26 protein-coding genes and 3 tRNA genes are annotated in these 25173 nt (G+C 52.7%); 21 read left to right on the forward strand and 8 right to left on the reverse strand.

Going from position 1 to position 25173, the window contains the following annotated elements; all coding sequences use genetic code 11:
* The 15 genes from ECL_RS06670 (at position 1) to sdiA (ending at position 15594) form a co-directional block, all read left to right on the forward strand.
* Complete coding sequence (locus ECL_RS06670) at positions 1 to 1419, forward strand: hypothetical protein (protein WP_013096010.1); 1419 nt, start codon at positions 1 to 3, stop codon at positions 1417 to 1419.
* Positions 1420 to 1446: 27 nt separating this feature from the next.
* Entirely contained in the window at positions 1447 to 4782 is a 3336-nt protein-coding gene (locus ECL_RS06675) for an O-linked N-acetylglucosamine transferase family protein (protein ID WP_013096011.1), read from the forward strand.
* A gap of 3 nt (positions 4783 to 4785) precedes the next feature.
* Positions 4786 to 5940: a DegT/DnrJ/EryC1/StrS family aminotransferase gene (locus ECL_RS06680; RefSeq protein ID WP_013096012.1), complete on the forward strand. Its 1155-nt coding sequence runs from the start codon at positions 4786 to 4788 to the stop codon at positions 5938 to 5940.
* A gap of 12 nt (positions 5941 to 5952) precedes the next feature.
* The gene (locus ECL_RS06685) at positions 5953 to 6651 is read left to right on the forward strand and encodes a WbqC family protein (RefSeq protein ID WP_013096013.1); all 699 of its coding nucleotides are present in this window, start codon (positions 5953 to 5955) and stop codon (positions 6649 to 6651) included.
* Between the two features lies 1 nt (position 6652).
* On the forward strand, positions 6653 to 7615 hold the full coding sequence (locus tag ECL_RS06690) for a glycoside hydrolase family protein (RefSeq protein ID WP_028028148.1): 963 nt from the start codon (positions 6653 to 6655) through the stop codon (positions 7613 to 7615).
* Positions 7609 to 8574 (forward strand): glycoside hydrolase family protein, encoded by a 966-nt coding sequence (locus ECL_RS06695; RefSeq protein WP_013096015.1) that lies wholly within the window; start codon positions 7609 to 7611, stop codon positions 8572 to 8574. The genes ECL_RS06690 and ECL_RS06695 overlap by 7 nt, the downstream gene beginning before the upstream one ends.
* Positions 8571 to 9023: a GNAT family N-acetyltransferase gene (locus ECL_RS06700; protein WP_013096016.1), complete on the forward strand. Its 453-nt coding sequence runs from the start codon at positions 8571 to 8573 to the stop codon at positions 9021 to 9023. Before ECL_RS06695 ends, ECL_RS06700 begins: the two co-directional genes overlap by 4 nt.
* A complete protein-coding gene (locus ECL_RS06705; RefSeq protein ID WP_013096017.1) occupies positions 9020 to 9757 on the forward strand; it encodes a class I SAM-dependent methyltransferase in 738 nt (245 codons plus the stop codon). Before ECL_RS06700 ends, ECL_RS06705 begins: the two co-directional genes overlap by 4 nt.
* A gap of 148 nt (positions 9758 to 9905) precedes the next feature.
* Positions 9906 to 10625 carry an RNA polymerase sigma factor FliA gene (locus ECL_RS06710; RefSeq protein WP_013096018.1) on the forward strand — a complete coding sequence of 240 codons (720 nt, stop codon included), beginning with the start codon at positions 9906 to 9908 and terminating at the stop codon, positions 10623 to 10625.
* 54 nt (positions 10626 to 10679) lie between these two features.
* Positions 10680 to 11231 carry a flagella biosynthesis regulatory protein FliZ gene (gene fliZ / locus ECL_RS06715; protein ID WP_013096019.1) on the forward strand — a complete coding sequence of 184 codons (552 nt, stop codon included), beginning with the start codon at positions 10680 to 10682 and terminating at the stop codon, positions 11229 to 11231.
* A gap of 86 nt (positions 11232 to 11317) precedes the next feature.
* Positions 11318 to 12118: a cystine ABC transporter substrate-binding protein gene (gene tcyJ, locus ECL_RS06720; protein WP_013096020.1), complete on the forward strand. Its 801-nt coding sequence runs from the start codon at positions 11318 to 11320 to the stop codon at positions 12116 to 12118.
* Positions 12119 to 12225: 107 nt separating this feature from the next.
* Positions 12226 to 13212 (forward strand): D-cysteine desulfhydrase, encoded by a 987-nt coding sequence (gene dcyD / locus ECL_RS06725; protein WP_013096021.1) that lies wholly within the window; start codon positions 12226 to 12228, stop codon positions 13210 to 13212.
* 21 nt (positions 13213 to 13233) lie between these two features.
* Positions 13234 to 13902 (forward strand): cystine ABC transporter permease, encoded by a 669-nt coding sequence (gene tcyL, locus ECL_RS06730; RefSeq protein ID WP_013096022.1) that lies wholly within the window; start codon positions 13234 to 13236, stop codon positions 13900 to 13902.
* On the forward strand, positions 13899 to 14651 hold the full coding sequence (tcyN, locus tag ECL_RS06735) for an L-cystine ABC transporter ATP-binding protein TcyN (RefSeq protein WP_013096023.1): 753 nt from the start codon (positions 13899 to 13901) through the stop codon (positions 14649 to 14651). Before tcyL ends, tcyN begins: the two co-directional genes overlap by 4 nt.
* Positions 14652 to 14871: 220 nt before the next feature.
* Positions 14872 to 15594: a quorum-sensing transcriptional regulator SdiA gene (sdiA, locus tag ECL_RS06740; RefSeq protein ID WP_013096024.1), complete on the forward strand. Its 723-nt coding sequence runs from the start codon at positions 14872 to 14874 to the stop codon at positions 15592 to 15594.
* Between the two features lie 65 nt (positions 15595 to 15659).
* Here the strand turns inward: sdiA and ECL_RS06745 are convergent, their stop codons facing one another.
* Entirely contained in the window at positions 15660 to 15884 is a 225-nt protein-coding gene (locus tag ECL_RS06745; RefSeq protein WP_013096025.1) for a DUF2594 family protein, read from the reverse strand.
* Positions 15871 to 15951: a hypothetical protein gene (locus ECL_RS27940; RefSeq protein ID WP_418250438.1), complete on the reverse strand. Its 81-nt coding sequence runs from the start codon at positions 15949 to 15951 to the stop codon at positions 15871 to 15873. The genes ECL_RS06745 and ECL_RS27940 overlap by 14 nt, the downstream gene beginning before the upstream one ends.
* 399 nt (positions 15952 to 16350) lie before the next feature.
* On the opposite strand from ECL_RS27940, the gene uvrY reads away from it, so the two are divergent.
* The 6 genes from uvrY to ECL_RS06775 all read left to right on the forward strand — a co-directional run bounded on the left by uvrY (position 16351) and on the right by ECL_RS06775 (position 19888).
* On the forward strand, positions 16351 to 17007 hold the full coding sequence (uvrY, locus tag ECL_RS06750; RefSeq protein WP_013096026.1) for a UvrY/SirA/GacA family response regulator transcription factor: 657 nt from the start codon (positions 16351 to 16353) through the stop codon (positions 17005 to 17007).
* Positions 17004 to 18836: an excinuclease ABC subunit UvrC gene (gene uvrC / locus ECL_RS06755; RefSeq protein ID WP_013096027.1), complete on the forward strand. Its 1833-nt coding sequence runs from the start codon at positions 17004 to 17006 to the stop codon at positions 18834 to 18836. The genes uvrY and uvrC overlap by 4 nt, the downstream gene beginning before the upstream one ends.
* A 56-nt stretch (positions 18837 to 18892) precedes the next feature.
* Positions 18893 to 19441 carry a CDP-diacylglycerol--glycerol-3-phosphate 3-phosphatidyltransferase gene (gene pgsA, locus ECL_RS06760; protein WP_013096028.1) on the forward strand — a complete coding sequence of 183 codons (549 nt, stop codon included), beginning with the start codon at positions 18893 to 18895 and terminating at the stop codon, positions 19439 to 19441.
* Between the two features lie 152 nt (positions 19442 to 19593).
* A tRNA-Gly gene (locus tag ECL_RS06765) sits at positions 19594 to 19669 on the forward strand.
* A gap of 46 nt (positions 19670 to 19715) precedes the next feature.
* Positions 19716 to 19789, forward strand: a tRNA-Cys gene (locus ECL_RS06770).
* A 12-nt stretch (positions 19790 to 19801) separates the two neighbouring features.
* A tRNA-Leu gene (locus ECL_RS06775) sits at positions 19802 to 19888 on the forward strand.
* Between the two features lie 329 nt (positions 19889 to 20217).
* Here the strand turns inward: ECL_RS06775 and ECL_RS06780 are convergent.
* The 6 genes from ECL_RS06780 to ECL_RS06805 form a co-directional block, all read right to left on the reverse strand.
* The gene (locus ECL_RS06780) at positions 20218 to 20697 is read right to left on the reverse strand and encodes a DUF2778 domain-containing protein (protein ID WP_072036482.1); all 480 of its coding nucleotides are present in this window, start codon (positions 20695 to 20697) and stop codon (positions 20218 to 20220) included.
* The gene (locus ECL_RS06785) at positions 20694 to 21176 is read right to left on the reverse strand and encodes an Hcp family type VI secretion system effector (RefSeq protein ID WP_013096029.1); all 483 of its coding nucleotides are present in this window, start codon (positions 21174 to 21176) and stop codon (positions 20694 to 20696) included. The genes ECL_RS06780 and ECL_RS06785 overlap by 4 nt, the downstream gene beginning before the upstream one ends.
* A gap of 154 nt (positions 21177 to 21330) precedes the next feature.
* Positions 21331 to 22047 (reverse strand): ABC transporter ATP-binding protein, encoded by a 717-nt coding sequence (locus tag ECL_RS06790; RefSeq protein ID WP_013096030.1) that lies wholly within the window; start codon positions 22045 to 22047, stop codon positions 21331 to 21333.
* A complete protein-coding gene (locus ECL_RS06795) occupies positions 22044 to 22919 on the reverse strand; it encodes an ABC transporter ATP-binding protein (protein WP_013096031.1) in 876 nt (291 codons plus the stop codon). Before ECL_RS06795 ends, ECL_RS06790 begins: the two co-directional genes overlap by 4 nt.
* Positions 22916 to 24190, reverse strand: coding sequence for a high-affinity branched-chain amino acid ABC transporter permease LivM (gene livM / locus ECL_RS06800; RefSeq protein ID WP_013096032.1), 1275 nt, complete (start codon positions 24188 to 24190; stop codon positions 22916 to 22918). Before livM ends, ECL_RS06795 begins: the two co-directional genes overlap by 4 nt.
* Before the next feature lie 11 nt (positions 24191 to 24201).
* Positions 24202 to 25116 (reverse strand): ABC transporter permease subunit, encoded by a 915-nt coding sequence (locus ECL_RS06805; protein ID WP_013096033.1) that lies wholly within the window; start codon positions 25114 to 25116, stop codon positions 24202 to 24204.
* Between the last annotated feature and the right edge of the window lie 57 nt (positions 25117 to 25173).

The following is a 25173-nucleotide window of genomic DNA, read 5'->3' on the forward strand; positions in this document are numbered from 1 at the left end:
ATGAACAAGTTCGAGCGTACACGATCGCTGCATCAGTTTTACCGTGACGAATTTTCACGGTTAATTTTCCTGCCGGAAACGGATGCATTGCCTGCGCATATCGTTACCGAAATCCTGCATTATAAAAATTCCGATATTGTCACGCTCGAACCCCAGATCATGGAAGCCATGACCGATCTGGATGCAGACAAAGAACTCGCCGTGAAGCGCATGCTGTGCGCGATTGCTGCTGCAAACGCCGCGTTTGATTTTAAAAATGAAGGGAAGCCCACGCCATTTTCAAAAGAGATGAGCGACACCATTACCGGCTGGGTGGTAGAGGCGCTTCAACACGACAACAGCATTAATCTACTGGTGGCGGGTATTCAGGTCTTCTTCCGCATTAACGAAATTGACGCCGCCTTATTCCTGATTTCTAACTACTACGCGGCGGTGAGTCCATCCCCAACCGTGATGAAAATATTGTTGTTGGTTTGTCTGATGGAAGATGATTTTAATCAGATGCAGACGCTTATCCAGCAGCTGACCGCCAATCCTGAACATATTGGTGAAGACGCGTTAACGATGCTGATGATCGTCACGGGCATTCATAAGCTGGGTGGCTGTCCCGAATCGTTCATCGATTTTTCCGCCCTGAAAATGCCTGATTATGAGCCTGATTTTTCGCACTACGAGTGGCTTCTTCCGGCGGAAGAAAACGGAAAAACCACGGTTCTGGTGGCGTGCGACAAACGTTATTACTTCGATCATGCCCTGACGCTGTTAGGGTCTGTCTACCACACCAACGGCGATGGGCTTAACGTTCACCTGCATCTTTATAACCCGGATGATGAGACAAAGGCGCACGTTAATGCCCTGCACCAGCGTTTTCCGGGCATGGTGATATCCGCGACGGCCGAAACCATTACACCTGTTTTTGGTATCAACGTCTGGTATGCCTCAAGACGCTTTGTCTTCCTTAGCTATGCGCTGAGCGTATTCACGTCACCGATCATGGTGCTTGATGCGGATTGTCTGGTGCGTAAGAACTGGTCGGATATTGAGCCACATCTCCCGAAGAGTGAGATTGTCCTCTCTTACAGCAACGGCGCGCCGCCGTGGGAGCAGGTGCCTGCGGGCTTTGTTTATACGGTCCCTGGCACGCTTTCGCGTAAATACCTTTCGCTTGTCGCCACCTTTATTGACTGGAACTTACGTCGCGGTAATGCGGAGTGGTTCCTTGATCAGGTCGCGCTGTCGGTCTCTCTGGATGCCCTTCCGGCGATAGAACAGATGGCCATTCATCGCGAGCCGCTGGAGAAACTGATCGACATTCGCTACACCGACGACACGTTCAGCTGGACCGTGACCACGCAAAAATCAGGCGGCGAAGCGTACCAGAACTATAAAGCTGCGATGCAACAAACCTATTTTGGCTAACCACTGAACTCATGGAACTTTCTCTGTATGTTGTATCCAGATAATCGATTCACGCTATCCAGTCTGCAGGCTGCCGCTGCCCTGTATCAGTTTCCTGCCGGGGCGCCTGAGAATGCGCGCGTCCTGGATTTAGGCTGCGGACAGGGAGATGTGTTGTTATCCGCTGCGCTGGCCTGGCCGGATTGTGTCGGGATAGGGATTGATAGTAACGAAGAGGCTGTTTCAGCGGGGCAGAGGCAGGCGCAGCGTCTGGGTATCGCCAATATCGAACTGGTTGCGGCGGGTCTTAACGATGTGTTGAGCGTGTCGCCGGGTGAGTTCGATTACATTCTGATCCGCGGGGACTTTATTCCTGCTGGCATGCCAGAGCGTGACGCGCTGTTGCAGTGGTGTCATCGTCATTTGGCGGCGCGCGGCATGATTGCCATTCATCAAACCTTTACCCCGCCTGAGTCCGCGGCGCAATATGTCCAGGATGCGCTGGCTTTCCATGCACGTCTGGCGGGCCGGCCAGAAGAGCAGGTGGCGTTTGCTCGCGGCATGCTCAGCTATCTGGCCATGACTCAGCCGGAAGGCGAGATCAAACACCATGTGCTCGCGATGGAGCACGTTGACGACGCCACCCTTAGTGAGATGCTGGCAAGCGCCACCCATACCTCCGGGCAGTTTATTCACTTCAACGATAGCCTTTCCGCCTGCGGGTTACGCTACGTGGGAGATGCGCTGCCGCAGTACGAAACGGGTGAAAGTGTTAGCGAGCAAATTCATCAGCTGCACGCTCTGGTCTCATCCGGACAGACGTCGATTGCCGCGCAGCAATATCTCGATTTTGCCGTCAACCGTCGCGAGCGCGTCAGCCTGCTTTCCCGTGATGATGCCGTCAACGCGGCGGCGCTGGATTTTACCCGCCTGAACACGCTGCACTGGGCCGGTGATTTCAGGCGTTACCGCAACGAGCGGGGTGAGGTTGTTAATGCTCACACCAACGCGGAAGGGAAGTTTTTCTCAACGCTTAATACCACGACCCTGCACATTCTCGATCTGCTTGGCGGCGCATGGCCGCTGAGCCTGTCGTTTGAACAGCTGGTGTTCAACACCCGTCTTCCTGAAAAGGAGGAGGATGTCGCCCAGCAGGTACTTGAGTCACTGAAAGATCTGTTTCTCAATCAAATTCCGGGACTCTACTGGGCCGGTTCACCAGGGCCATACAATGTTCAACCGGAACGTGAACTTGCCTTCATTTCACCTCTTCAGACAGGCGATGACGCCGACGTCACGTTTAATTTGTGGGGCGCGCGCGTCACTCTTAGTCAGGAAGAGCGTGAATTTGCACTTGCAGGCATGGATGTCAATCAGGCCAAAAGCAGCGAACTTTTTTCGGCACTGAAAGCGAAAGGTCTGTTGAAAGGCTCCCCTGAAGCGTGGCGCAGAGCACAGCAGCATTATTTACGCCCGGGGGATGTTGACTATCTCAAACGTAGCATCGATACGCTGTTGCTGCTTAACGTCGGGTCGCAGCAGGGTGGTTTACTGGCTGACGGACAAATAATGGCAGGTGAGAAGGATGAACAGGATCCTGCTATCGATCTCATCTACAAAAACGTCAACGCCCTGATTGCTGCGGGTCTGGCTAAAGACGCGCGCGATTATATCCGCGGACAGATTGAAAACGATCCCCATAACCTGCATATGCTTCGCTGCTATTCCCGCGCCAGCCTGCTGATGGGGGACTGGGATGAGGCCTTATCGGCACTCGGTCAACTGATGAGCCGCTACTCTGCCGGGCAGGATATCTGGTTCGACCTGGCCACCGTGCTACAGAAAAAGGGTGAGTTGCATTATTCAGCCCGCATCCTCCAGGCGCTGCTGCGGTTGAATAAAAATAACGCGTCATTCTGGAATACGCTGGCGGTGGTGTATCACTCGCGCCGCAACATGGCCATGGCTGAACGCTGTGCCAGAGAGTCTTTGCGCTATAACGCCACGAACCCGCTGCATCTCGCAATGATGGGCATCATTCTGAGTGATAACCAGAAACTGACGGAAGCACGCTATTTCCTTGAGAAATCGCTCGAGTTTGCGCCGGGTGATTTTGACTGTTTCACCAGCTTGCTGTTTGTTCTGACCCACGATTTTTCCGTCTCGCCGGAGGTGCTCTTCGAGCGCCATCTTGCTTATGGCGAGCTGGTGAGCGCATGGGCGAAAAAATTCGACCTGACGCTGCCGTGGCAGGGTAGCAAGGATCCTGAGCGGCCGCTGCGCGTCGGCTTTGTCTCCGGCGATTTCCGCAACCACCCGGTAAGCCGTTTCCTGCGGCCGTTCTGGGATGGTATGGACCGGGAACAGTTCTCCCTCTACGGCTATAGCACGCTCGATAAAGATGATGCCGTCACGGAGCACTTCCGTAACACCTCGACGAAGTGGTTATCCGTTACCGATCTCAATAACGTTGAGCTGGCAAAACAGATCCACAGTGACGGGATCGATATTCTTTTTGACCTCTCGGGCCATACCACCGGAACGCGGTTACCTGCGTTTGCCTTTAAGCCTGCGCCAGTGCAAATCACCTGGCTGGGCTACCCGGGCACAACCGGGATGACGCAGATGGATTACCGCATTATCAGTACCGGGTTTGTCAGAAATGCGGCGATAGACGCGCAGTTCACGGAGAAGCTGATTGCAATCCCGCTTGATAACTTCTTCGAGCCGGATGCGTCCAGTCCTGACGTCAATACGCTGCCAGCCCTGACGAACGGCTGGTTTACCTACGGTAGCTTTAACCGTCCTAAAAAATTGAACGATCGGGTCTTCGCGCTGTGGGCGCGCATTCTCCAGCATAACGCCACGTCAAGGCTGCTGATTGGTTTTATGGATGATGACGCGATGATCGCCCGCTACCGCAAGAAGCTCAATGCGCTGGGCGTGGCGGATGAACAGCTCATCTTCCGTAAAACCACGGGAATGGAGGCCTACCTGCAGATGCATCACGAGGTGGACATGCTCCTTGACTCCTTCCCATACAACGGAGGCACCACCACCAGCCATGGCATCTGGATGGGCGTCCCGACGCTCACCCTGGCAGGGGCGACCTATCCTGCCCGTCAGGGGCTGGAGATTATGCATATCTACGGGCTGGATGAATTTGTTGCGGAAAGTCAGCAGGACTATTTCGATAAAGCCGTGCGCTGGCAAACCCAACTGGAAACCCTTAACGCCTTGCGCCAGAGCATGCGGAGCACGATCCCGACGCAGGGGCAGAGCAATGTGGCGATTCCTTTCCAGCAGGCCCTACGTCAGGCCTGGCGTAAATGGTGTGCTGACGAAGCACCTCACAGTTTCCGGGTAACAGGTACTGAGGATTAACTTATGAAAAATGTCTACGTTACCAGTCCACTTCTTCCGCCACTTGAGGAGTTCATCCCTTACCTGGAGACCTTGTGGGAAAGTAAAATTTTGACCAACAGCGGGCAATTCCATCAGCAACTGGAAGAGGCGCTGGCGGCCTATCTTGGCGTAAAGCATGTCTGCCTGTTCTCTAACGGCACGCTCGCGCTGCTGACGGCGCTGCAGACATTGCGTATTACGGGCGAAGTGATCACCACGCCATACTCCTTTGTCGCCACCTCTCACAGCCTGCTGTGGAATGATTTAACGCCGGTGTTTGCCGATATTGACCCTGTCACGTTTAATATCGATCCGGATCGCATTGAAGAACTGATTACGCCTAAAACAACGGCCATCATGCCGGTCCACTGCTATGGTATTCCGTGCGATATGGAACGCATCCAGAAGATTGCCGATACCTATGGGCTGAAGGTGATTTACGATGCGGCCCACTGTTTCGGCGTCAAACAGGATAACGCCAGCATTCTCAATTATGGCGATCTCTCCGTGCTGAGCTTCCACGCCACGAAGGTATTTAATACCTTCGAAGGGGGCGCCATTATTTGCCACGACGCCAAAACCAAACAGCGCATCGATTATCTTAAAAACTTTGGCTTTGCCGATGAAACCATCGTGATGGCGCCGGGTATTAACGCCAAGATGAATGAAGTGCAGGCGGCCATGGGACTGCTGCAATTAAAGTATATTGACGGTGCGCTGCAGGAACGTGCGGTGATTTATCAGCGTTACGTTGAACTGCTCGATGCCGCGCTTCCGGCGCTGGAATACATTAAACCGGCCAGTAATATTGAATGGAATTACTCTTACTTCCCGGTACTTATTCGTGCAGATTCGGCGGTCAGCCGGGATGCGATTTATGCGGAATTACGTAAGCATAATATCTATGCCCGCCGTTATTTCTATCCGCTTATCAGCGCCTTCCCGATGTATCGCCACTTCCCGACGGCGAATGTACAACATCTCCCGGTTGCCGATGAAATTTCTCATGCGGTGCTTTGCCTGCCTATCTATCCCGGACTGCCGGTGGCCGATCAGCGTCGTATTATTGAGATTATTCAGGGCTTGTTTATCGATGCTGCTCATGCGGCTGAGCCTGCGCTGGTGGTCAATGGATAGGAAAGGAAACCGATGAAGCTGGCGATCATGCAACCCTATTTTTTCCCGTATTGCGGCTATTTTCAGCTCATGGCGGCCGTTGATGCTTTCGTGGTGTATGACAACATCAAATACACGAAAAAAGGGTGGATTAACCGTAACCGTATTCAGGTTCGCGGTGCGGAGTCGTTAATCTCGCTGCCGCTAAAAAAAGACTCGGACTTTCTGGATATCAGGGAGCGGCAGCTCTCAGCCACATTTGACCGCAACAAGCTGTGCAATCAGATAATCGGGGCGTATCGCCACGCCCCCTCATTTTCTGCGGTAATGCCGGTTGTTGAGGAGATTATTCAGAACCCGGACGAAAACCTGTTTAATTATCTGTGGCAGGGGCTGAACCGGCTGCGGGACTATTTTGGCTTCTCCTGCGAGCTGATTGTCTCGTCCTCATTACCGGCGAATCACGCGTTAAAGTCTCAGGATCGCGTCATCGATATTTGTCAGGTGATGAACGCCCGTACGTATATTAATCCCCCGGGGGGCATGGCGCTCTATTCCCGGGAGGATTTTGTCGACCGCGGGCTTGAGCTGAAATTTATCCAGCCGCAGCCGTGGCACTACCCGCATTCTGACGCGGCGTTTATTCCGTGGCTGTCGATTATTGACGTCATGATGTTTAACCCTCGCAATGAGGTGGTTCGTCGCCTCCAGCATGGTTATGAGTTAATTTAATATGTTTACATGGAAAAAATTGGGTAAGGTCTTTACCCCGCAGGAAGTGACCCATCTCCCCTGGCTTAAAGAGTTTGCGCAGGCCCCTGCGACGCTGATCTTTGATGATTTCGTACGCGTCTATTTCTCCTGCCGTCCACCCGCCGATGAACAGGGAAAATATGTCAGCTACTCCGCCTGGGTCGATTTGGCACGTGACGATCTCTTCCACGTGTTGCGCGTCGCCCGCGAACCGATTCTCCCGTTGGGCGGATACGGAGAGTTCGACGAATTTGGAACCTATCCCGTCTCCGTAATGCGCGATAACGATGTGGTAAAAGCCTGGTATGCAGGCTGGACCCGCTGCGAATCGGTGCCGTTTAACGTGGCAATTGGCATGGCGGTGAGCCATGACCAGGGGGAAACCTTTGTTAAAGCGGGCCCGGGACCGGCAATTGGCTACTCACCGGATGAGCCGTTTGTGATGAGTGGGCCAAAAATTCGCAGATTCAATAACCAGTGGCAGCTTTTTTATATCGCCGGGCGCAAATGGAAGTGGGTGGATGGCCGCGCAGAGCCGGTCTACAAGATCCGCATGGCGACCTCTGACGATGGCATCAACTGGACGAAGCTGAATAAAGATCTGATCCCCAGCCGTATCGAAGAGGACGAGGCGCAGGCCAGCCCGGATGTCTTTTACGCCAACGGCAAATACCATATGTTCTTTTGCTACCGCTACAGCGCCCATTATCGCGGAAAGCAGAACGGTTACCGCATCGGCTACGCGTGGAGTCTGGATATGATCACGTGGCATCGGGATGACAGTAAAGCTGGCATTGATGTGTCCGCCTCCGGGTGGGATGCCGAGATGATCAGCTACCCACACGTATTTGAACTGGATGGCACTATTTACATGGCTTATCTGGGGGATCAGGTGGGCCGCTATGGCTTTGGCCTGGCACAACTGGAGGGCAAATTATGCTAACCCTGAACTGGCGTAAGCACGGACTTATCTATTCGCCGTCGCAGTTTCCTCCTCTGGCAAATGGGGTGGGGTTTGCCCAGTCTCCGCAAGCGCTGGTGTTTGATGACTTTGTCCGTATCTATTTCTCCACGCGTGAGCAAGAAAAGCACTCAGCAAAGTTCATCAGCCGCGTCTGCTATGTGGATATGGATAAATCTCTGCGGGAGGTGCTTCGCATCAGTCCCGAGCCGGTACTTGCTCCTGCTGAACTGGGCACATTCGACGAGCACGGTATTTTCCCCTGCAACGTTTTACGTCACGACGGCAAAATCATGGCCTGGACAACCGGGTGGAACCGTCGCGTTTCGGTCTCGGTTGATACGGCCATTGGTCTGGCAGTAAGCACAGACAATGGCGAACACTTCACCCGTGTCGGTACCGGGCCGGTGATGGGCCCCTCATTGCACGAGCCACACTTAGTGGGTGATGCCTTTGTCATCCATACCCGTGAACGTTTCCACATGTGGTACATCTTTGGCACGGGCTGGAAAAAGCGCACGCCGGAATCGGTGCCGGATCGCATTTATAAAATTGCCCATGCGGAATCAGACGATGGCATCAACTGGCAGCGTGACAGCCAGCAAATCATTCCTTCGGTGCTGGGGGAAGACGAATGCCAGGCGCTGCCGACGGTGATTGAAATCAATGGCCGGTATCATATGGTCTTTTGCTTCCGGGAGTGTTTTGACTTCCGTACTGGGCAGGGGCGCGGTTATCGTCTGGGCTATGCCTGGTCTGATGATTTACACCACTGGCATCGTGATGATAGCCAGATGGCGTCGCTCGCGTCCGTGGATGACTGGGACAGCGAAATGCAGTGCTATCCCCATCTTTTCCGCTGCGATGAAAAAGTCTATTTGCTTTATAACGGTAATGCGTTTGGCAAAGCGGGCTTCGGCCTTGCGGAACTGGTGTTATGAATCGCTGGGTGTTTTGTCAAAACCGCGCCTCTCGTGAGGAGATAGTCGAACATTTTAACCGGTGTGACCCGCTATTTATTGCGTCAATCAGCGAAAGAATAGCGTTACAGGACTATGCCCAGAAAATAGTGGCGCGGGCATGGCGAAGCGAAGCCTGGCAAAACAACACGCTCACCGGACTGGTGGCTGCCTATTATAACACGCAGCGTCAGCAGGGATTTATTACGAATGTTTCCGTTTTGCCGGACGCTCAGCATTGCGGCATGGGTAGTCAGCTGTTAATTCAAAGCATTGCACATTTACACTCCCAGGGTGTGACTGAAATTAATCTTGAAGTCGATAAGAATAACGTGTCGGCACAACGTTTATATCTAAAGCATGGTTTTACCTTTGGAATAGCAAACGGTTCAAAGATAACCATGACTTTACAGAGAGAGAAAACAACATGACCCTTCGTGATTACAATCTGGAAATCAAGGATACTGCCGATCATCAGTACGCCTATAACTTTGATTTTGATGTGATGCACCCTTTTATGATTCGTGCGTTCACACCGTTCTTTAAGCCAGGTAATTTACTTGAACTGGGTAGTTTTAAAGGTGATTTCACCGCACGCCTGGCTGAAAAATTTAACGCCATCACCTGCGTGGAAGCTTCCGAAGAGGCGATGACCATCGCCCGTAAGCGCCTGGGAAAAAATGTCTCGTTTGTCCATTCCCGCTTTGAGGATGTTCAACTTCCTGAGCGTTATGACAATATTGTTCTCACCCATGTGCTGGAGCATATTGACGATCCCGTTAACCTCTTAAAACGCATTAATGATGAATGGCTAACGGATGACGGACACCTTTTTCTGGTGTGTCCCAATGCGCATGCCGCTTCCCGACAGATTGCGGTCAAAATGGGATTAATCTCGCATAATAGTGCGGTGACGGAGGCCGAGTTTCTCCATGGCCATCGTTGCACTTATTCTCTGGATACGCTTGAGAGAGATGCCCGTCTTGCCGGACTGAATGTGGTTTATCGCACAGGTATTTTTTTCAAAGCGCTGGCTAATTTCCAGTGGGATAAACTTTTACGGACGGATATCATCTCGACGCAATATCTTGAGGGCTGCTACGAGTTAGGCCATCAATACCCTGATTTATGTTCAAGCATATTCTTGCTGTGTAAAAAAGGCTGACGTTATTCCTGCTGCAGGATGCATGTTATCCCGACATGCATCGGTAACCCCCAAATAACCCCTTATTTTACCCACTATTCATCCAATTGAACGCCCTGCAGAATCGGATAATCATGCCGATAACTCAACTAACGCAGGGCTGTTTATCGTGAATTCACTCTATACCGCTGAAGGTGTAATGGATAAACACTCGCTGTGGCAGCGTTATGTCCCGCTGGTGCGTCACGAAGCATTGCGCCTCCAGGTGCGTTTGCCGGCGAGCGTGGAACTGGACGATCTGCTACAGGCGGGCGGTATCGGGTTATTGAATGCAGTTGACCGATACGACGCTCTGCAAGGAACGGCATTTACCACTTACGCAGTTCAGCGTATTCGTGGTGCGATGCTGGACGAGCTGCGCAGCCGGGACTGGGTGCCGCGCAGTGTTCGCCGCAACGCGCGCGAAGTGGCGCATGCGATGGGGCAGCTGGAACAGGAACTGGGACGCAACGCGACGGAAACGGAAGTGGCGGAACGGCTTGGTATTCCTGTTGAAGAGTATCGTCAGATGTTGCTCGATACCAATAATAGCCAACTCTTCTCTTATGACGAGTGGCGCGAAGAGCATGGCGATAGCATCGAGCTGGTGACGGATGAGCATCAGCAAGAAAACCCGTTACACCATTTAATGGAAGGTAATTTACGCCAGCGCGTGATGGAAGCCATTGAAGCTTTGCCAGAGCGCGAACAGCTGGTGTTAACCCTCTATTATCAGGAAGAGCTTAATCTCAAAGAGATTGGCGCTGTTCTGGAAGTGGGAGAGTCGCGGGTAAGCCAGCTGCACAGCCAGGCCATCAAACGCTTACGAACCAAGCTGGGTAAGTTATAGGTGATTGATTCACCTGAAAAATGCCGCACAACGTATTGACAACCAGGAGTTATCATGACGGTGCAGCAATCTAAAAGACGGCCTTTAAGCCGCTACCTGAAAGACTTTAAACACAGCCAGACGCATTGCGCCCACTGTAACAAGTTACTCGATCGTATCACGCTGGTTCGTCGTGGCGAAATCGTCAACAAAATTGCGATTTCTCGTCTCGACACGTTGATGGACGAAGCCGCGTGGCTCGAAGAGCAGAAAGAGTGGGTGGCGCTTTGCCGTTTCTGTGGCGATCTCCACTGCAAAGAGCAAAGCGACTTCTTCGATATTATCGGTTTCAAACAGTTCCTGTTTGAACAGACCGAGATGAGTCACGGGACCGTTCGCGAATACGTGGTTCGCCTGCGTCGCCTCGGGCAACATCTGACCGTGAATAACATTTCCCGCGATCTGCTCAAGACCGGCTACCTGGATGAAAACCTGGAGCCGTGGCTGCCTGCGACCAGTACCAATAACTACCGTATTGCGCTGCGCAAGTACGCACAATATAAGGTCCAAATGCCGGCGGCGGTAAAGCAGAAAGCCCACGCCGGGACAACTTCTGATATATATTAAAAAAGAATAAGATGTAGCGCAGTCGCCTTTGACCTTGCAGGCGATTTCTCTACACTACACAAAAATTCCACTATATCGGGGTACTTATGAAATTAGCACTTCTGGGTCGTCAGGCGCTGATGGGCGTTATGGCCGTTGCGCTGGTCGCGGGAATGAGCGTGAAAACCTTCGCCGCAGAGAACCTGCTTAACAAAGTGAAAGAGCGCGGTACGCTGTTGGTCGGGCTGGAAGGAACCTATCCTCCGTTCAGCTTCCAGGGTGATGACGGTAAACTGACCGGTTTCGAAGTGGAATTTGCGGAAGAACTGGCTAAACACCTTGGGGTGAAAGCGTCCCTGAAACCGACCAAATGGGACGGTATGCTGGCGTCGCTGGATTCCAAACGTATTGATGTGGTGATTAACCAGGTGACCATTTCTGACGAGCGTAAGAAGAAGTATGACTTCTCCACGCCGTACACCGTGTCCGGTATCCAGGCGCTGGTGAAGAAAGGTAACGAAGGCTCAATCAAAACGGCCGCGGATCTGAAAGGTAAAAAAGTCGGTGTCGGTCTGGGAACCAACTACGAAGAGTGGCTGCGCCAGAACGTTCAGGGTGTGGATATCCGCACCTATGATGATGACCCGACAAAATACCAGGATCTCCGCGTTGGCCGTATCGATGCCATCCTGGTTGACCGTCTGGCGGCACTGGATCTGGTGAAGAAAACCAACAACACCCTGGCGGTCGCCGGTGATGCGTTCTCTCGTCAGGAATCCGGGGTTGCTGTCCGTAAAGGTAATGAAGACCTGGTCAAGGCGATCGACTCCGCCATTGCGGATATGCAAAAAGACGGCAGCCTGAAAGCGCTTTCTGAGAAGTGGTTTGGGGCAGACGTCACCAAATAAGTCTTTGACGTTAAAAAAAGGCGCTTTTAAAAGCGCCTTTTTTATTTCTTACGCGTCTGCGTGCATAATGAAAAATATCACATTTTGTCTGAGTTACCGGAGAACCCATGTCACTACAGAATTTAACGCGCTTTCCCCGCCTGGAGTTTATCGGCGCGCCGACGCCGCTGGAGTATCTGCCGCGATTTTCAGACTATTTAGGACGCGATATTTTTATTAAGCGTGATGACGTGACGCCAATGGCGATGGGGGGCAATAAGCTGCGCAAACTGGAGTTTCTGGCGGCTGACGCGCTGCGTGAAGGGGCGGATACGCTCGTCACCGCAGGGGCGATTCAGTCCAACCACGTTCGCCAGACGGCGGCGGTGGCGGCAAAACTTGGGCTGCATTGCGTGGCGTTGCTGGAAAACCCAATCGGTACACGGGCAGAGAACTACCTGACCAACGGTAACCGTCTGCTGTTGGATCTCTTTAACGTGCAGGTTGAAATGGTCGATGCGTTGACCGACCCGACCGCACAGCTCGATGAGCTGGCCACACGCCTTGAAGCACAGGGCTTTCGTCCGTATGTCATTCCGGTGGGCGGCTCGAATGCGCTGGGTGCGCTGGGGTATGTGGAAAGCGCGCTGGAGATTGCTCAGCAGTGCGAAGGGGCGGTGAGCCTCTCGTCAGTGGTGGTTGCCTCTGGCAGTGCGGGCACGCACGCGGGGCTGGCCGTCGGGCTGGAGCACCTGCTGCCGGACGTTGAGCTGATTGGTGTGACGGTATCGCGCAGCGTTGCGGATCAGAAATCCAAAGTGGTGAGCTTGCAGCAGGCGGTGGCAGACCAGCTGGAGCTGAAGGCAAAGGCCGATATTCTGCTGTGGGACGACTATTTTGCGCCGGGTTACGGCACACCGAACGAAGAGGGAATGGAAGCGGTTAAACTGCTGGCGCGCCTTGAGGGCATACTGCTGGATCCGGTCTATACGGGCAAAGCGATGGCCGGGCTTATTGATGGCATTGCGCAGAAACGCTTTAAGGATGAAGGCCCGATTTTATTTGTGCACACCGGCGGCGCGCCCGCGCTGTTTGCCTATCATCCTCATGTCTAAAAATCAGGTCGAAAAATAATAATGCAAGAAAGTATTCAACTGGTTATCGATTCGCTGCCGTTCCTGCTGAAAGGCGCGGTGTTCACCTTACAGCTCAGTATTGGTGGCATGTTCTTCGGCCTGGTCCTCGGGTTTGTGCTGGCCTTAATGCGTATGTCGCCCGTCTGGCCGGTGCGCTGGCTGGCTCGCTTTTATATCTCTGTGTTTCGCGGCACGCCGCTTATCGCGCAGCTCTTTATGATCTACTACGGTTTACCGCAGTTCGGGATTGAACTGGACCCGATCCCGGCAGCGATGATTGGGCTGTCGCTTAATACGGCGGCGTATACCTCGGAAACCCTGCGTGCGGCAATTTCGTCGATTGATAAAGGGCAGTGGGAAGCCGCGGCCAGTATCGGTATGACACCGTGGCAAACCTTGCGCCGGGCCATTCTGCCGCAGGCGGCGCGGGTGGCGTTGCCGCCGCTCAGCAACAGCTTTATCAGCCTGGTGAAAGACACCTCGCTGGCGGCGACGATTCAGGTGCCGGAGCTGTTCCGTCAGGCGCAGCTTATCACCTCGCGCACGCTTGAAGTGTTTACCATGTATCTTGCTGCCTCGCTGATCTACTGGGTGATGGCAACGGTGCTGTCTGCCCTGCAAAACTATTTTGAAAACCAGCTTAACCGCCAGGAGCGTGATCCAAAATGAGTGCTATCGACGTTAAAAACCTGGTGAAGAAATTCCACGGGCAAACGGTGCTCCACGGGATCGATCTGGAGGTGGAGCAGGGTGAAGTGGTGGCGATTATCGGCCCGAGCGGCTCAGGAAAAACCACGCTGCTGCGCAGCATTAACCTGCTTGAACAGCCGGAGGGAGGCACCATTCGGGTTGGGGAAATCACCATTGATACCGGTAAATCAATCAGCCAGCAAAAAGGCCTGATCCGCCAGCTGCGCCAGCACGTGGGGTTTGTTTTCCAGAGCTTCAATCTGTTCCCGCACCGGACGGTGCTGGAGAACATTATTGAAGGTCCGGTGATTGTGAAAGGTGAACCAAAAGAGGAAGCCACGGCACGCGCGCGTGAACTGCTTGCCAAAGTGGGGCTGGCAGGGAAAGAGACCAGCTATCCGCGTCGTCTTTCGGGCGGGCAACAGCAACGTGTGGCGATAGCCCGCGCGCTGGCAATGCGCCCGGATGTGATCCTCTTTGACGAACCCACTTCTGCGCTTGATCCTGAGCTGGTGGGCGAGGTGCTTAACACTATTCGTCAGCTGGCACAGGAAAAACGCACCATGGTCATTGTGACTCACGAAATGAGCTTTGCCCGTGACGTCGCCGACCGGGCTATTTTCATGGATCAAGGACGGATTGTGGAGCAGGGGCCGGCAAAAAGTTTATTTGCCAACCCGCAGCAGCCGCGAACCCGTCAATTCCTTGAAAAATTCCTTATGCAGTAGCATTTTTGCACGCATTTGCTCCAGATTTTTCTTCTGGAGCAAATTATTCTCTCGCGGTTTCGTCTGCTATGTTTTTTATTCCGCTCAGTACAGATAAACCTTATCAAAACTAAAGTTAATTGTGCTATTGCCGATATTTTGTGGTTAGAAATAAGTTTTATGTGTTAGGTTATATTCACCTTAATAATGAATATCATTTCAGAGGCTTCATTTAGTAAGTATGAAGGATTCAGACTTTTTCACCTGGCGACGGGATTGCTTCCTCCGGTTTCAGGCACTGACCAGTGCCAGTGAGGTATATCAGGAACTACAGCGACAAACTCAGGCGCTCGAATTTGATTATTACGCACTCTGTCTACGCCATCCTGTGCCATTTACGCGCCCCAGGATATCTGTACACGCCACGTATCCACAACGGTGGATGGCGCAATATCAGTCAGAGAATTATTTCGCCATTGATCCGGTGCTCAAACCGGAGAATTTCATTCAGGGCCATTTACCCTGGACGGATGAATTATTCGCGGACGCTGAGGCATTATGGAATGGCGCACGCGACCATGGCTTGCGTAAGGGAATAACACAGTGCCTGATGCTGCCAAATCACGCGCTCGGTTTCCTGTCCGTTTCGTGTACCAGCGTTCAGGCGGGCGCGGTCACCAGCGAAGAATTAGAGCTGCGGTTGCAGATGCTGCTGCAAATGGCGTTAACCAGCCTGCTGCGTTTTGAAGATGAGATGGTGATGCCACCCGAAATGAAATTCAGCAAACGTGAGCGGGAAATTCTGAAATGGACTGCGGAAGGGAAGACATCAGCGGAAATAGCGATCATTCTCTCTATCTCGGAGAATACCGTTAACTTCCATCAGAAGAATATGCAGAAGAAATTCAACGCGCCAAACAAGACGCAGATTGCGTGTTACGCGGCGGCGACAGGGTTAATCTGAGCAGAGAGAACGTTCTGCGTGCCAGACGAGATAACGGCTGAATGCAACACATTCAGCCGTTTTTTTTACTGACGGTAGGCTTGTTTAATTTGCTTAACGGTATTGGCAAATACCGCTGACTCAGCCTGGTTTTCCATCTGCGCGATTTGCTTTTCCATTTTAATGATCACACGTCCGGCGTCAGCCTGACCCATTGCCTGTAACATCAGCGTCAGCAGGGCTTTCAGGCAGTTGACTTCCTGGGCCAGTTCCTGGCTATTCTCCGCAGTTGCAAATTCAGGTGTGCTCATTTATTTTCCTCGTTATAAAACAGCGCTCGCGCGCGATGATGCAAGTCAAGGCGGCGGAGTATACCACAAGCTGTTCCAAAAAATGCAGCGGTTGTTTTTCATACTTTTCCGCAGGGTGTTTATTTGCATAAACACCGCGTGCCAGTAAACTGTACAGGGTCGAAGATTATTAATTGTTTATGGCCGGTTCGCTTGCCGTTAATTATTGTTACAAAAATTTGAGAACTGTTTTTTTGACCGTGACGGGGTAGGAATTTTTGTAACTTTTTGAATACAGATGCTTAAAAAAAGCCGTACAAGCGCTCACCGCGCGGGCTTTCTTTCCAGCATCTGTACAGGCTAATTTCCAAAAACGCGAGCGAAATCGAATAGCCGGTTTTTTAACGTTTTAATCTTGTGAGGAAAAACGTTAATATAAAGCCAATTATCACTCAGTAGCGTTATCCCTATTCTGGAGACATTCCCTTTGATCAACGTCCTTCTTGTTGATGACCACGAACTGGTGCGCGCAGGGATACGACGCATTCTTGAAGATATAAAAGGTATTAAAGTTGCCGGTGAGGCGTGCTGTGGCGAAGATGCCGTTAAATGGTGCCGCACCAATTCAGCCGATGTGGTGCTGATGGATATGAACATGCCCGGTATCGGTGGGCTTGAAGCAACACGCAAAATCGCGCGTACCTTTGTTGACACAAAAGTCATCATGCTGACCGTACATACCGAAAACCCGCTTCCTGCGAAGGTGATGCAGGCAGGGGCGGCAGGTTACCTCAGTAAAGGCGCCGCGCCGCAGGAAGTGGTGAACGCGATTCGTTCCGTCTTTGCCGGCCAGCGTTACATTGCTTCCGACATTGCGCAACAAATGGCGCTGAGCCAGATTGAGCCGGAGAAAACCGAATCTCCGTTTGCCAGTTTGTCTGAGCGTGAATTGCAGATTATGCTGATGATCACCAAAGGCCAGAAGGTAAATGAGATCTCGGAGCAACTGAATCTCAGCCCGAAAACGGTGAACAGCTATCGTTATCGGATGTTCAGTAAACTGAACATCCACGGTGATGTTGAACTGACTCATCTTGCCATCCGTCATGGTCTGTGTAATGCGGAGACGTTATTAAGTCAGTGAGTGATGTATTTGATTCAAAAGCATTTCTGAAAACCGTGACCAGCCAGCCTGGCGTTTATCGCATGTATGACGCTGGCGGTACGGTTATCTACGTGGGGAAGGCGAAAGATCTCAAGAAACGCCTCTCCAGCTATTTTCGCAGCAACCTTGCCTCCCGTAAGACTGAAGCGCTGGTCGCGCTCATCCAGAATATTGATGTCACCGTCACCCATACGGAGACAGAAGCACTCCTGCTTGAGCACAACTATATTAAGCTCTATCAGCCGCGCTATAACGTTCTGCTCCGGGATGATAAATCCTACCCGTTTATTTTTCTGAGCGGCGATACCCATCCCCGGCTCGCGATGCACCGTGGTGCGAAACATGCGAAGGGTGAATACTTTGGGCCGTTTCCTAACGGCTATGCCGTGCGTGAGACGCTGGCGCTGCTGCAAAAAATCTTTCCTGTTCGTCAGTGCGAAAACAGTGTCTACCGTAACCGCTCGCGTCCGTGCCTGCAGTACCAGATTGGCCGCTGTCTGGGGCCCTGCGTCGCCGGGCTGGTGAGTGAAGAAGAGTACGCGCAGCAGGTTGAGTACGTGCGCCTGTTTTTAGCCGGTAAAGACGATCAGGTCCTGACCCAACTGATTGCCCGTATGGAGAAAGCCAGCGCCGCGCTGGAGTTTGAAGAGGCCGCGCGCATACGTGACCAGATTCAGGCGGTGCGCCGGGTGACGGAGAAACAGTTTGTTTCGAACACCGGTGACGATCTCGACGTGATCGGCGTTGCCTTTGATGCCGGTCTGGCCTGTGTGCATGTGCTGTTTATTCGTCAGGGCAAAGTGCTCGGCAGCCGCAGCTATTTCCCGAAAGTGCCAGGCGGTACGGAGCTGGGTGAAGTGGTTGAAACTTTTGTCGGCCAGTTTTATCTGCAGGGGAGCCAGATGCGCACGCTGCCGTCGGAGATCCTGCTTGATTTTAACCTTGCCGATAAAACCCTGCTGGCCGATTCCTTATCCGAGCTGGCGGGACGCCGGGTGAATGTCCAGACCAAACCGCGCGGCGACCGTGCGCGTTATCTGAAGCTGGCGCGTACCAATGCCGCGACAGCGCTCAGCACCAAACTTTCCCAGCAGTCGACGGTGAGCCAGCGTTTAACGGCTCTGGCGACGCTTCTGAAATTGCCGGAAGTGAAACGCATGGAATGTTTCGACATCAGCCATACCATGGGGGAGCAGACCGTTGCTTCCTGCGTGGTGTTCGATGCGAACGGTCCGCTGCGTGCTGAGTATCGTCGCTACAACATCACTGGGATCACCCCGGGGGATGACTATGCGGCAATGAATCAGGTGCTGCGTCGTCGCTATGGTAAAGCCATTGAAGAGAGCAAGATCCCGGATGTGATCCTGATTGACGGCGGAAAAGGGCAGCTCGGGCAGGCGAAGGCGGTCTTTGAATCCCTGGATGTCAGCTGGGATAAAAACCATCCCCTGCTGTTGGGGGTGGCAAAAGGGGCCGATCGTAAAGCCGGGCTGGAGACGCTGTTCTTCGAGCCGGAAGGTGAGGGCTTTAGCCTGCCGCCGGATTCCCCGGCGCTGCATGTTATTCAGCATATTCGCGATGAGTCACACGATCACGCCATTAGCGGTCACCGTAAAAAACGGGCGAAGGTGAAAAACACCAGCACGCTGGAGACCATTGAAGGCGTTGGGCCAAAACGTCGCCAGATGCTGCTGAAGTATATGGGCGGATTGCAAGGATTACTCAACGCCAGCATGGAGGAAATTGCAAAAGTGCCGGGTATTTCGCAAGGGCTGGCAGAAAAGATCTACTACTCGTTGAAACATTGAGGGCTCTGTAGCAACATAGAGCTAAATTTTACTGACAACAAATAGTTACCGTCATTATGCAATATAACATCCCTACGTTGCTCACTCTCTTTCGCGTCGTGCTTATCCCGTTCTTTGTACTCGCGTTTTATCTGCCGTTTGTCTGGGCCCCTTTTGCCTGTGCGCTGATTTTCCTGGTTGCCGCGGTCACCGACTGGTTTGATGGTTATCTGGCGCGCCGCTGGAACCAAAGCACCCGTTTTGGTGCTTTCCTCGATCCGGTGGCCGATAAAGTGATGGTGGCTATTGCCATGGTGCTGGTGGCTGAACATTACCATACCTGGTGGGTGACACTGCCAGCCGCCACCATGATTGGACGCGAGATCATCATCTCTGCACTGCGTGAATGGATGGCTGAACTGGGTAAACGCAGCAGCGTGGCGGTATCCTGGATCGGTAAAGTGAAAACCACCGCGCAAATGGCGGCGCTGGTCTGGATGCTGTGGCGTCCGAACGCCTGGGTAGAGTGGGCGGGAATCGGCCTGCTGTGGGTTGCCGCGGTGCTGACCCTGTGGTCAATGCTGCAATATTTGAACGCGGCGCGCGGAGATTTGCTTGAACAGTGATCGTTTCGCCGTAATTTTCAGCAAACGATCCGGGGATGCAAAAAATAACGTTGACTCATCACGTCATATCAGTAGAATGCAACGCATCGAACGGCGGCACAGTTAGCCGGACGATAATGAAATCAAGTGGTTAGCAGTTAACTTGATGACATGCGGGAATAGCTCAGTTGGTAGAGCACGACCTTGCCAAGGTCGGGGTCGCGAGTTCGAGTCTCGTTTCCCGCTCCAGATTAAAGACATGCGCAATAGCGGGTGTCAGTTTAAAAAGTTTTACGGCGCGTTAGCAAAGCGGTTATGTAGCGGATTGCAAATCCGTCTAGTCCGGTTCGACTCCGGAACGCGCCTCCACTTTCTTCCCGAGCCCGGATGGTGGAATCGGTAGACACAAGGGATTTAAAATCCCTCGGCGTTCGCGCTGTGTGGGTTCAAGTCCCACTCCGGGTACCATGGGAAACAAAGAATAATCAAAGCAATAAGCAGTGTCGTGAAACCGCCCCTTAAGGCGGTTTTTTTATTTCTTTCACAATGCGCTAATCAATATCTCTTTGTTCGTACGATGGCGATCAGCCATATACATGCAGTAGTTACTGCAATCGCTATCAAATAGAGAATTAATGTGTAGTAATCCAGAAAATCCTCTTCGATAACAAACCCATACTTTTCTACATACCAGTCATATAGCTCCAAATCAGGCGTGAAGTAACAGAATATACAGTAAAGAATGCTTAAGAAGCTCAATTCGGCAAGCCAGATAAGCACTGAGTGAACGGGTTTCATCAGTAGACCTGTATAGTGCCAAATGCACGTAGTTGAGGGGTGATCATCGTTGATGGGGTTCTGACAAGCGCTCTCCAAAGCACCATATAATCATTGAGAGAGACAAGCGTTATACACCCGTCACTGTTGCCACTGCTTCCTGCCGGGTGTAGACGAAATGATCCTCGCTCAACTTTATTTATAAAAGTAGTGTCATCAATCCGTTCATCTTCACGCAAGAGTGCAAACCATAAGTCACGGTCCGATCCGCTTCGAATTGATTTCATCCAATTGCTGGTACGGTTTTTAAGATTACCCCGAGATCTTACAACAATGTAATAATTACCCGGAGGAAGAGGCCCCCTTTTGGCGATTGCTATAGAATCTGGGTTGTTTCTGTGCTTCCCTTTATTGCCTGAATAGGCGGCGAAAAAACCCACACCAGGACAACTTAGTGACGATAGCTGCCCATTATTCATATGAAAATAGCAACGGATCATCTGTCTGCCCAAGAATCAGTAAAAATAATATTGCCGTCGCAGTGCTTCCAGGTTATGCGTTCATAACGCAAAGATATGCTTTCAAGATGGTTGTGCTTTTCAGTCGTAGGATCTTTCACATCGTGCATGACGGGGCATACAGACACTACCTTTACCCCTTCAAGATACATATTGAAGTATTCAACTTCCTGCCCAGCGTCGTTAATTCTGTACCACTTAAATTCCGCTGATTGTAACGTTTGCCCATGCGCCACAGCTTTATAAAGATATGGGCTTGATGAATCGAATTCTTTTTCAAAATTTAATGCGGAGTGAACTCGTGTACCTGTGATTTTTCCGGTTGCGCTATCAGTAGGAAGGTGCAAACCATGTCCAAATCCAAGAACTTCAATACTACCTTCACGGTGCTGAACATCTACAGAACCTGTAATGTTTGCACCGCCGTCATCTTTAAGCCAAAGATATGCGGGTATAGCCATTCTGAAAGCTCCTTTTCAGTGAGTTTGACGTGATTGTCAGAGACTAATAAATCAACAAACTCAGGCCGTCTCAAGGCATTGCGTGCTATACCTGTCGTGAATATCTCATTGTTATTTATATGAAATTACTTTTATGGATTCCTTTCATATCAAATCACACCCCGCCCAAATACGCCTTCCTCACCTCCTGATTCCCCAGTAACTCCTCACCGCTGCCGCTCAGGCGGATCTGCCCGTTAACCATCACGTAGCCGCGGTCAGAAAGCTTCAGCGCGTGGTGCGCATTCTGCTCCACCAGAAAAATGGTCATCCCGTTGCGGGCCAGTTCGCGCAGCGTCTGGAAGATCTGTTTCACCACAATCGGGGCCAGGCCGAGGCTGGGTTCATCCAGTAACAGGAGTTTAGGGCGGCTCATCAGCGCCCGGGCGATGGCCAGCATCTGCTGTTCCCCGCCGGACATGGTCATCGCGCGCTGTTTACGCCGCTCTTTGAGGCGAGGGAAGAGGTCAAACATGGTGTGCATATCTTCCGTTGCAAACTGGCTGCCAATGGGGATGGTCCCCATCAGCAGGTTCTCCTCCACGGTCATATCGGGAAAAATGCGTCGTCCTTCCGGCGCCTGGGCAATGCCTTCGGAGGCGACATAGTGGGTCGATTTATGGCTAATGTCCTCTCCGCAAAACACGATCTGCCCGCTGCGAATACGCGGCTGGCCGAAGATAGACATCAGTAATGTCGATTTACCCGCGCCGTTAGCGCCTATCAGCGCCACGGTTTCCCCTTTGTTTACTTCAAGTGTTACCTGTTTCAGCGCCTGGATCACGCCGTAAAACACGTCCACCTCGCGAAAGGCCAGCATCGGTTCGCTCATAGATTGACCTCGCTTTCATCGGTGCCCAGATATGCGGCGATCACTTTTTCATCATGCTGGATCTGCTCGGGTTTTCCCCTCGCGATGACGTCTCCATGGTCGAGCACAATGATGTCGTCCGAAATCTCCATCACCATTCCCATATCGTGTTCAATCAACAGTACCGTAATGCCGTGGTGGTCGCGCAGAAAACGGATGATGTTGCTCAGATTGAGCGTTTCAACCGGGTTGAGCCCGGCGGCGGGTTCATCCAGACAGATCATCTCTGGTCCGGTGCACATGGCGCGCGCGATTTCCAGACGCCGCTGCTGGCCGTAGGACATCTCGCCCGCCAGGCGATTGGCACACTCCACAAGATCCACCACCTCAAGCCAGTAGAAGGCCCTGTCCAGGGCGTCGCTCTCTGCCCGTCGGTAAGCGGGGGTATTGAGGATCCCGGCGAGCAAATTACGGTTAACGCGCATATGCTGTGCGACCAGCAGGTTTTCCACGACCGACATCTCGCGGAACAGACGAATGTTCTGGAAGGTGCGTGCCAGCCCGGCGCGGTTAACCAGATGCGTCCCGCCAAACATCTTATAGAAAAGGCGCTGCCCCAACTGTGCAGGGTGAATCCAGTCGTCCGGCTGGAATTTTTGCCCGAGTACCTGAATGACGTTGGTCGTTCTGTTGCGTGCATTAAACAGAATGTTCCCGCCGGACGCTTTATAGAAGCCGGTCAGGCAGTTAAAGACGGTGGTTTTGCCAGCGCCGTTTGGGCCGATAAGGGCGGTAATTGAACCGCGCTGCACGTCGAGATTGACGTCTTTAAGCGCCTTGATCCCGCCAAAATGCATCATCAGGTGCTCTACGCTTAAAATCGTTCCATTCATGGCGCCACGCCCTTACGCACGGCAAACCCGCTGCGGTTAATGCGGATCAACCCGCGCGGACGCCAGATCATCATCACCACCATCAGCATGCCAAACAGCAGGACGCGATACTCAGCAAAGCTGCGCAACAGCTCGGGTGTCACGGTGAGCACAAAGGCTGCCAGCACGACTCCGAGCGTGGAGCCCATACCGCCCAGTACCACGATGGCGAGGATCAGCGCAGATTCAAAAAAGGTGAATGAGGTTGGATTCACAAAACCCTGATAGGTGGCAAAGAACACGCCCGCAATCCCGGCCGTTGACGCGCCCAGCGTAAAGGCCGAAAGCTTAACCAGCACATGGTTGAGGCCCATGGAGCGGCAGGCGATTTCATCTTCCCGCAGGGCTTCCCATGCCCGGCCAATCGGCATTCGCGTCAGACGATGCTTGATATAAAGCACCAGCAGCACCACCAGAAACAGCACCGCATAAATAAAGATAAACTTCATATTCGGGTTGTACGTCAGATGGAAAAACTCATGAAATGGCACGCCACCTTCTTTGGCGCGTCGACCAAACTCCAGTCCGAAAAACGTAGGCGGCGGCGCTGACACGCCATTAGGCCCGCCGGTGAAGGTTAGCCAGTTGTTCAGCACCAGACGGATAATTTCCCCGAACCCGAGCGTCACAATCGCCAGGTAGTCGCCGTGCATGCGCAGCACCGGGAAGCCGAGCAGGGCACCGGCAGCCGCAGCCATAATTGCCGCCAGCGGCAGCATGCTCCAGAATCCGAGTCCCAGATATTGATACCCCAACGCCAGCCCGTAAGCGCCGATGGCGTAGAAGGCGACATACCCCAGATCCAGCAGTCCGGCCAGACCCACGACGATATTCAGGCCGAGGCCGAGCAGGACGTAAATCAGACCGAGGATAGCAACCGTCAGCAGGTATTTGGTGGCGACGAACGGGAAGCAGATCGCAAGGGCGATCGCCAGAGGAATAACCCAGCGCAGACGGCTTTTGTATTCCGGCGGGCGAACATATACCCCCACGCTGTCGGCTTCGAACCGCGCCTGAAAGCGGGCCCCGGCAGCGGTACTTAAAAAAACGCTCAGCAGAAAACGCCCAACCATCACTGTGCCGACCATCCAGGCCAGGCGCTGTCCGGCAAAGTTAAAGCTATATCCGTCCAGCACCACACCTGCAATCGGGCCAAAAATAATCAATGCGATCAGCCCGGAAAACATCGCGTCCAGCAGGCAGCGCTTGAGGGAGAAACCGTGTGATGTCATCGTTTTCTCCTTCACACTTTGGCCACGACAGGGCGGCCGAGCAGCCCCTGAGGGCGGAAAATCAGGATCATGACCAGCAGCCCAAACGAGAACACATCTTTGTAGTCCGAGTTCACCATGCCGGAAAATTGAGCTTCGGCCACCCCCAGAATCAGCCCGCCGAGCATCGCGCCGGGCAAAGAGCCGATCCCCCCGAGCACCGCGGCGGTAAAGGCTTTGATACCAATCACAAACCCGACGTAGAAATCAAAGGTGCCGTAATTCATGGTAATGAGCACCCCGGCCAGACCGGCCATTGCCGCGCCGATGACAAATACCAGAGAAATAACCCTGTCGGTATTTATCCCCAGAATGGAGGCCATTTTTCGATCCTGTTGTACCGCACGACACATGCGTCCCAGCCGGGTATGGCTGATAATCCAGGTGAGCAATAACATCCCGGCGAAGGAGGCGACCAGAATGAATACTTTGGTATAGGTAATCTGCACGAACCCCTCTCCCAGATGCAGACGAATCACGCCATCCAGCATGGTGGGCACCCCTTGCTGACGCGGCCCCTGGCTCAGTTGCGCGTAATTTTGCAGGATAAGCGACATGCCGATGGCGGAGATCAGCGGTGCCAGACGGGTGGAGTTGCGTAGCGGTTTATAGGCAATGCGCTCGATGGTCCAGCCATACACTCCGGTGACCACGATGGTGAATACCAGCGTGCCGAGGATCAGTAGAGGGAACGACTGCAGGCCGAAGAAGGAGAGCAGCGCCAGGCCAATCGCGCAGAGATAGGCAGAGATCATATACACTTCGCCGTGGGCGAAGTTAATCATGCCGATGATGCCGTACACCATCGTATAACCGATGGCGATGAGTCCGTAGACGGAGCCCAGCGTTAAGCCATTAATTAACTGTTGCAGGAAGAATGTACTCATCTTAGCGCGCTCTTTATAACGGCCGCATAAACCGCGCAGCCTGATGTGTTGTTTGCG

It is taken from the genome of Enterobacter cloacae subsp. cloacae ATCC 13047 (assembly GCF_000025565.1).
Classification (GTDB): Bacteria; Pseudomonadota; Gammaproteobacteria; order Enterobacterales; family Enterobacteriaceae; genus Enterobacter; species Enterobacter cloacae.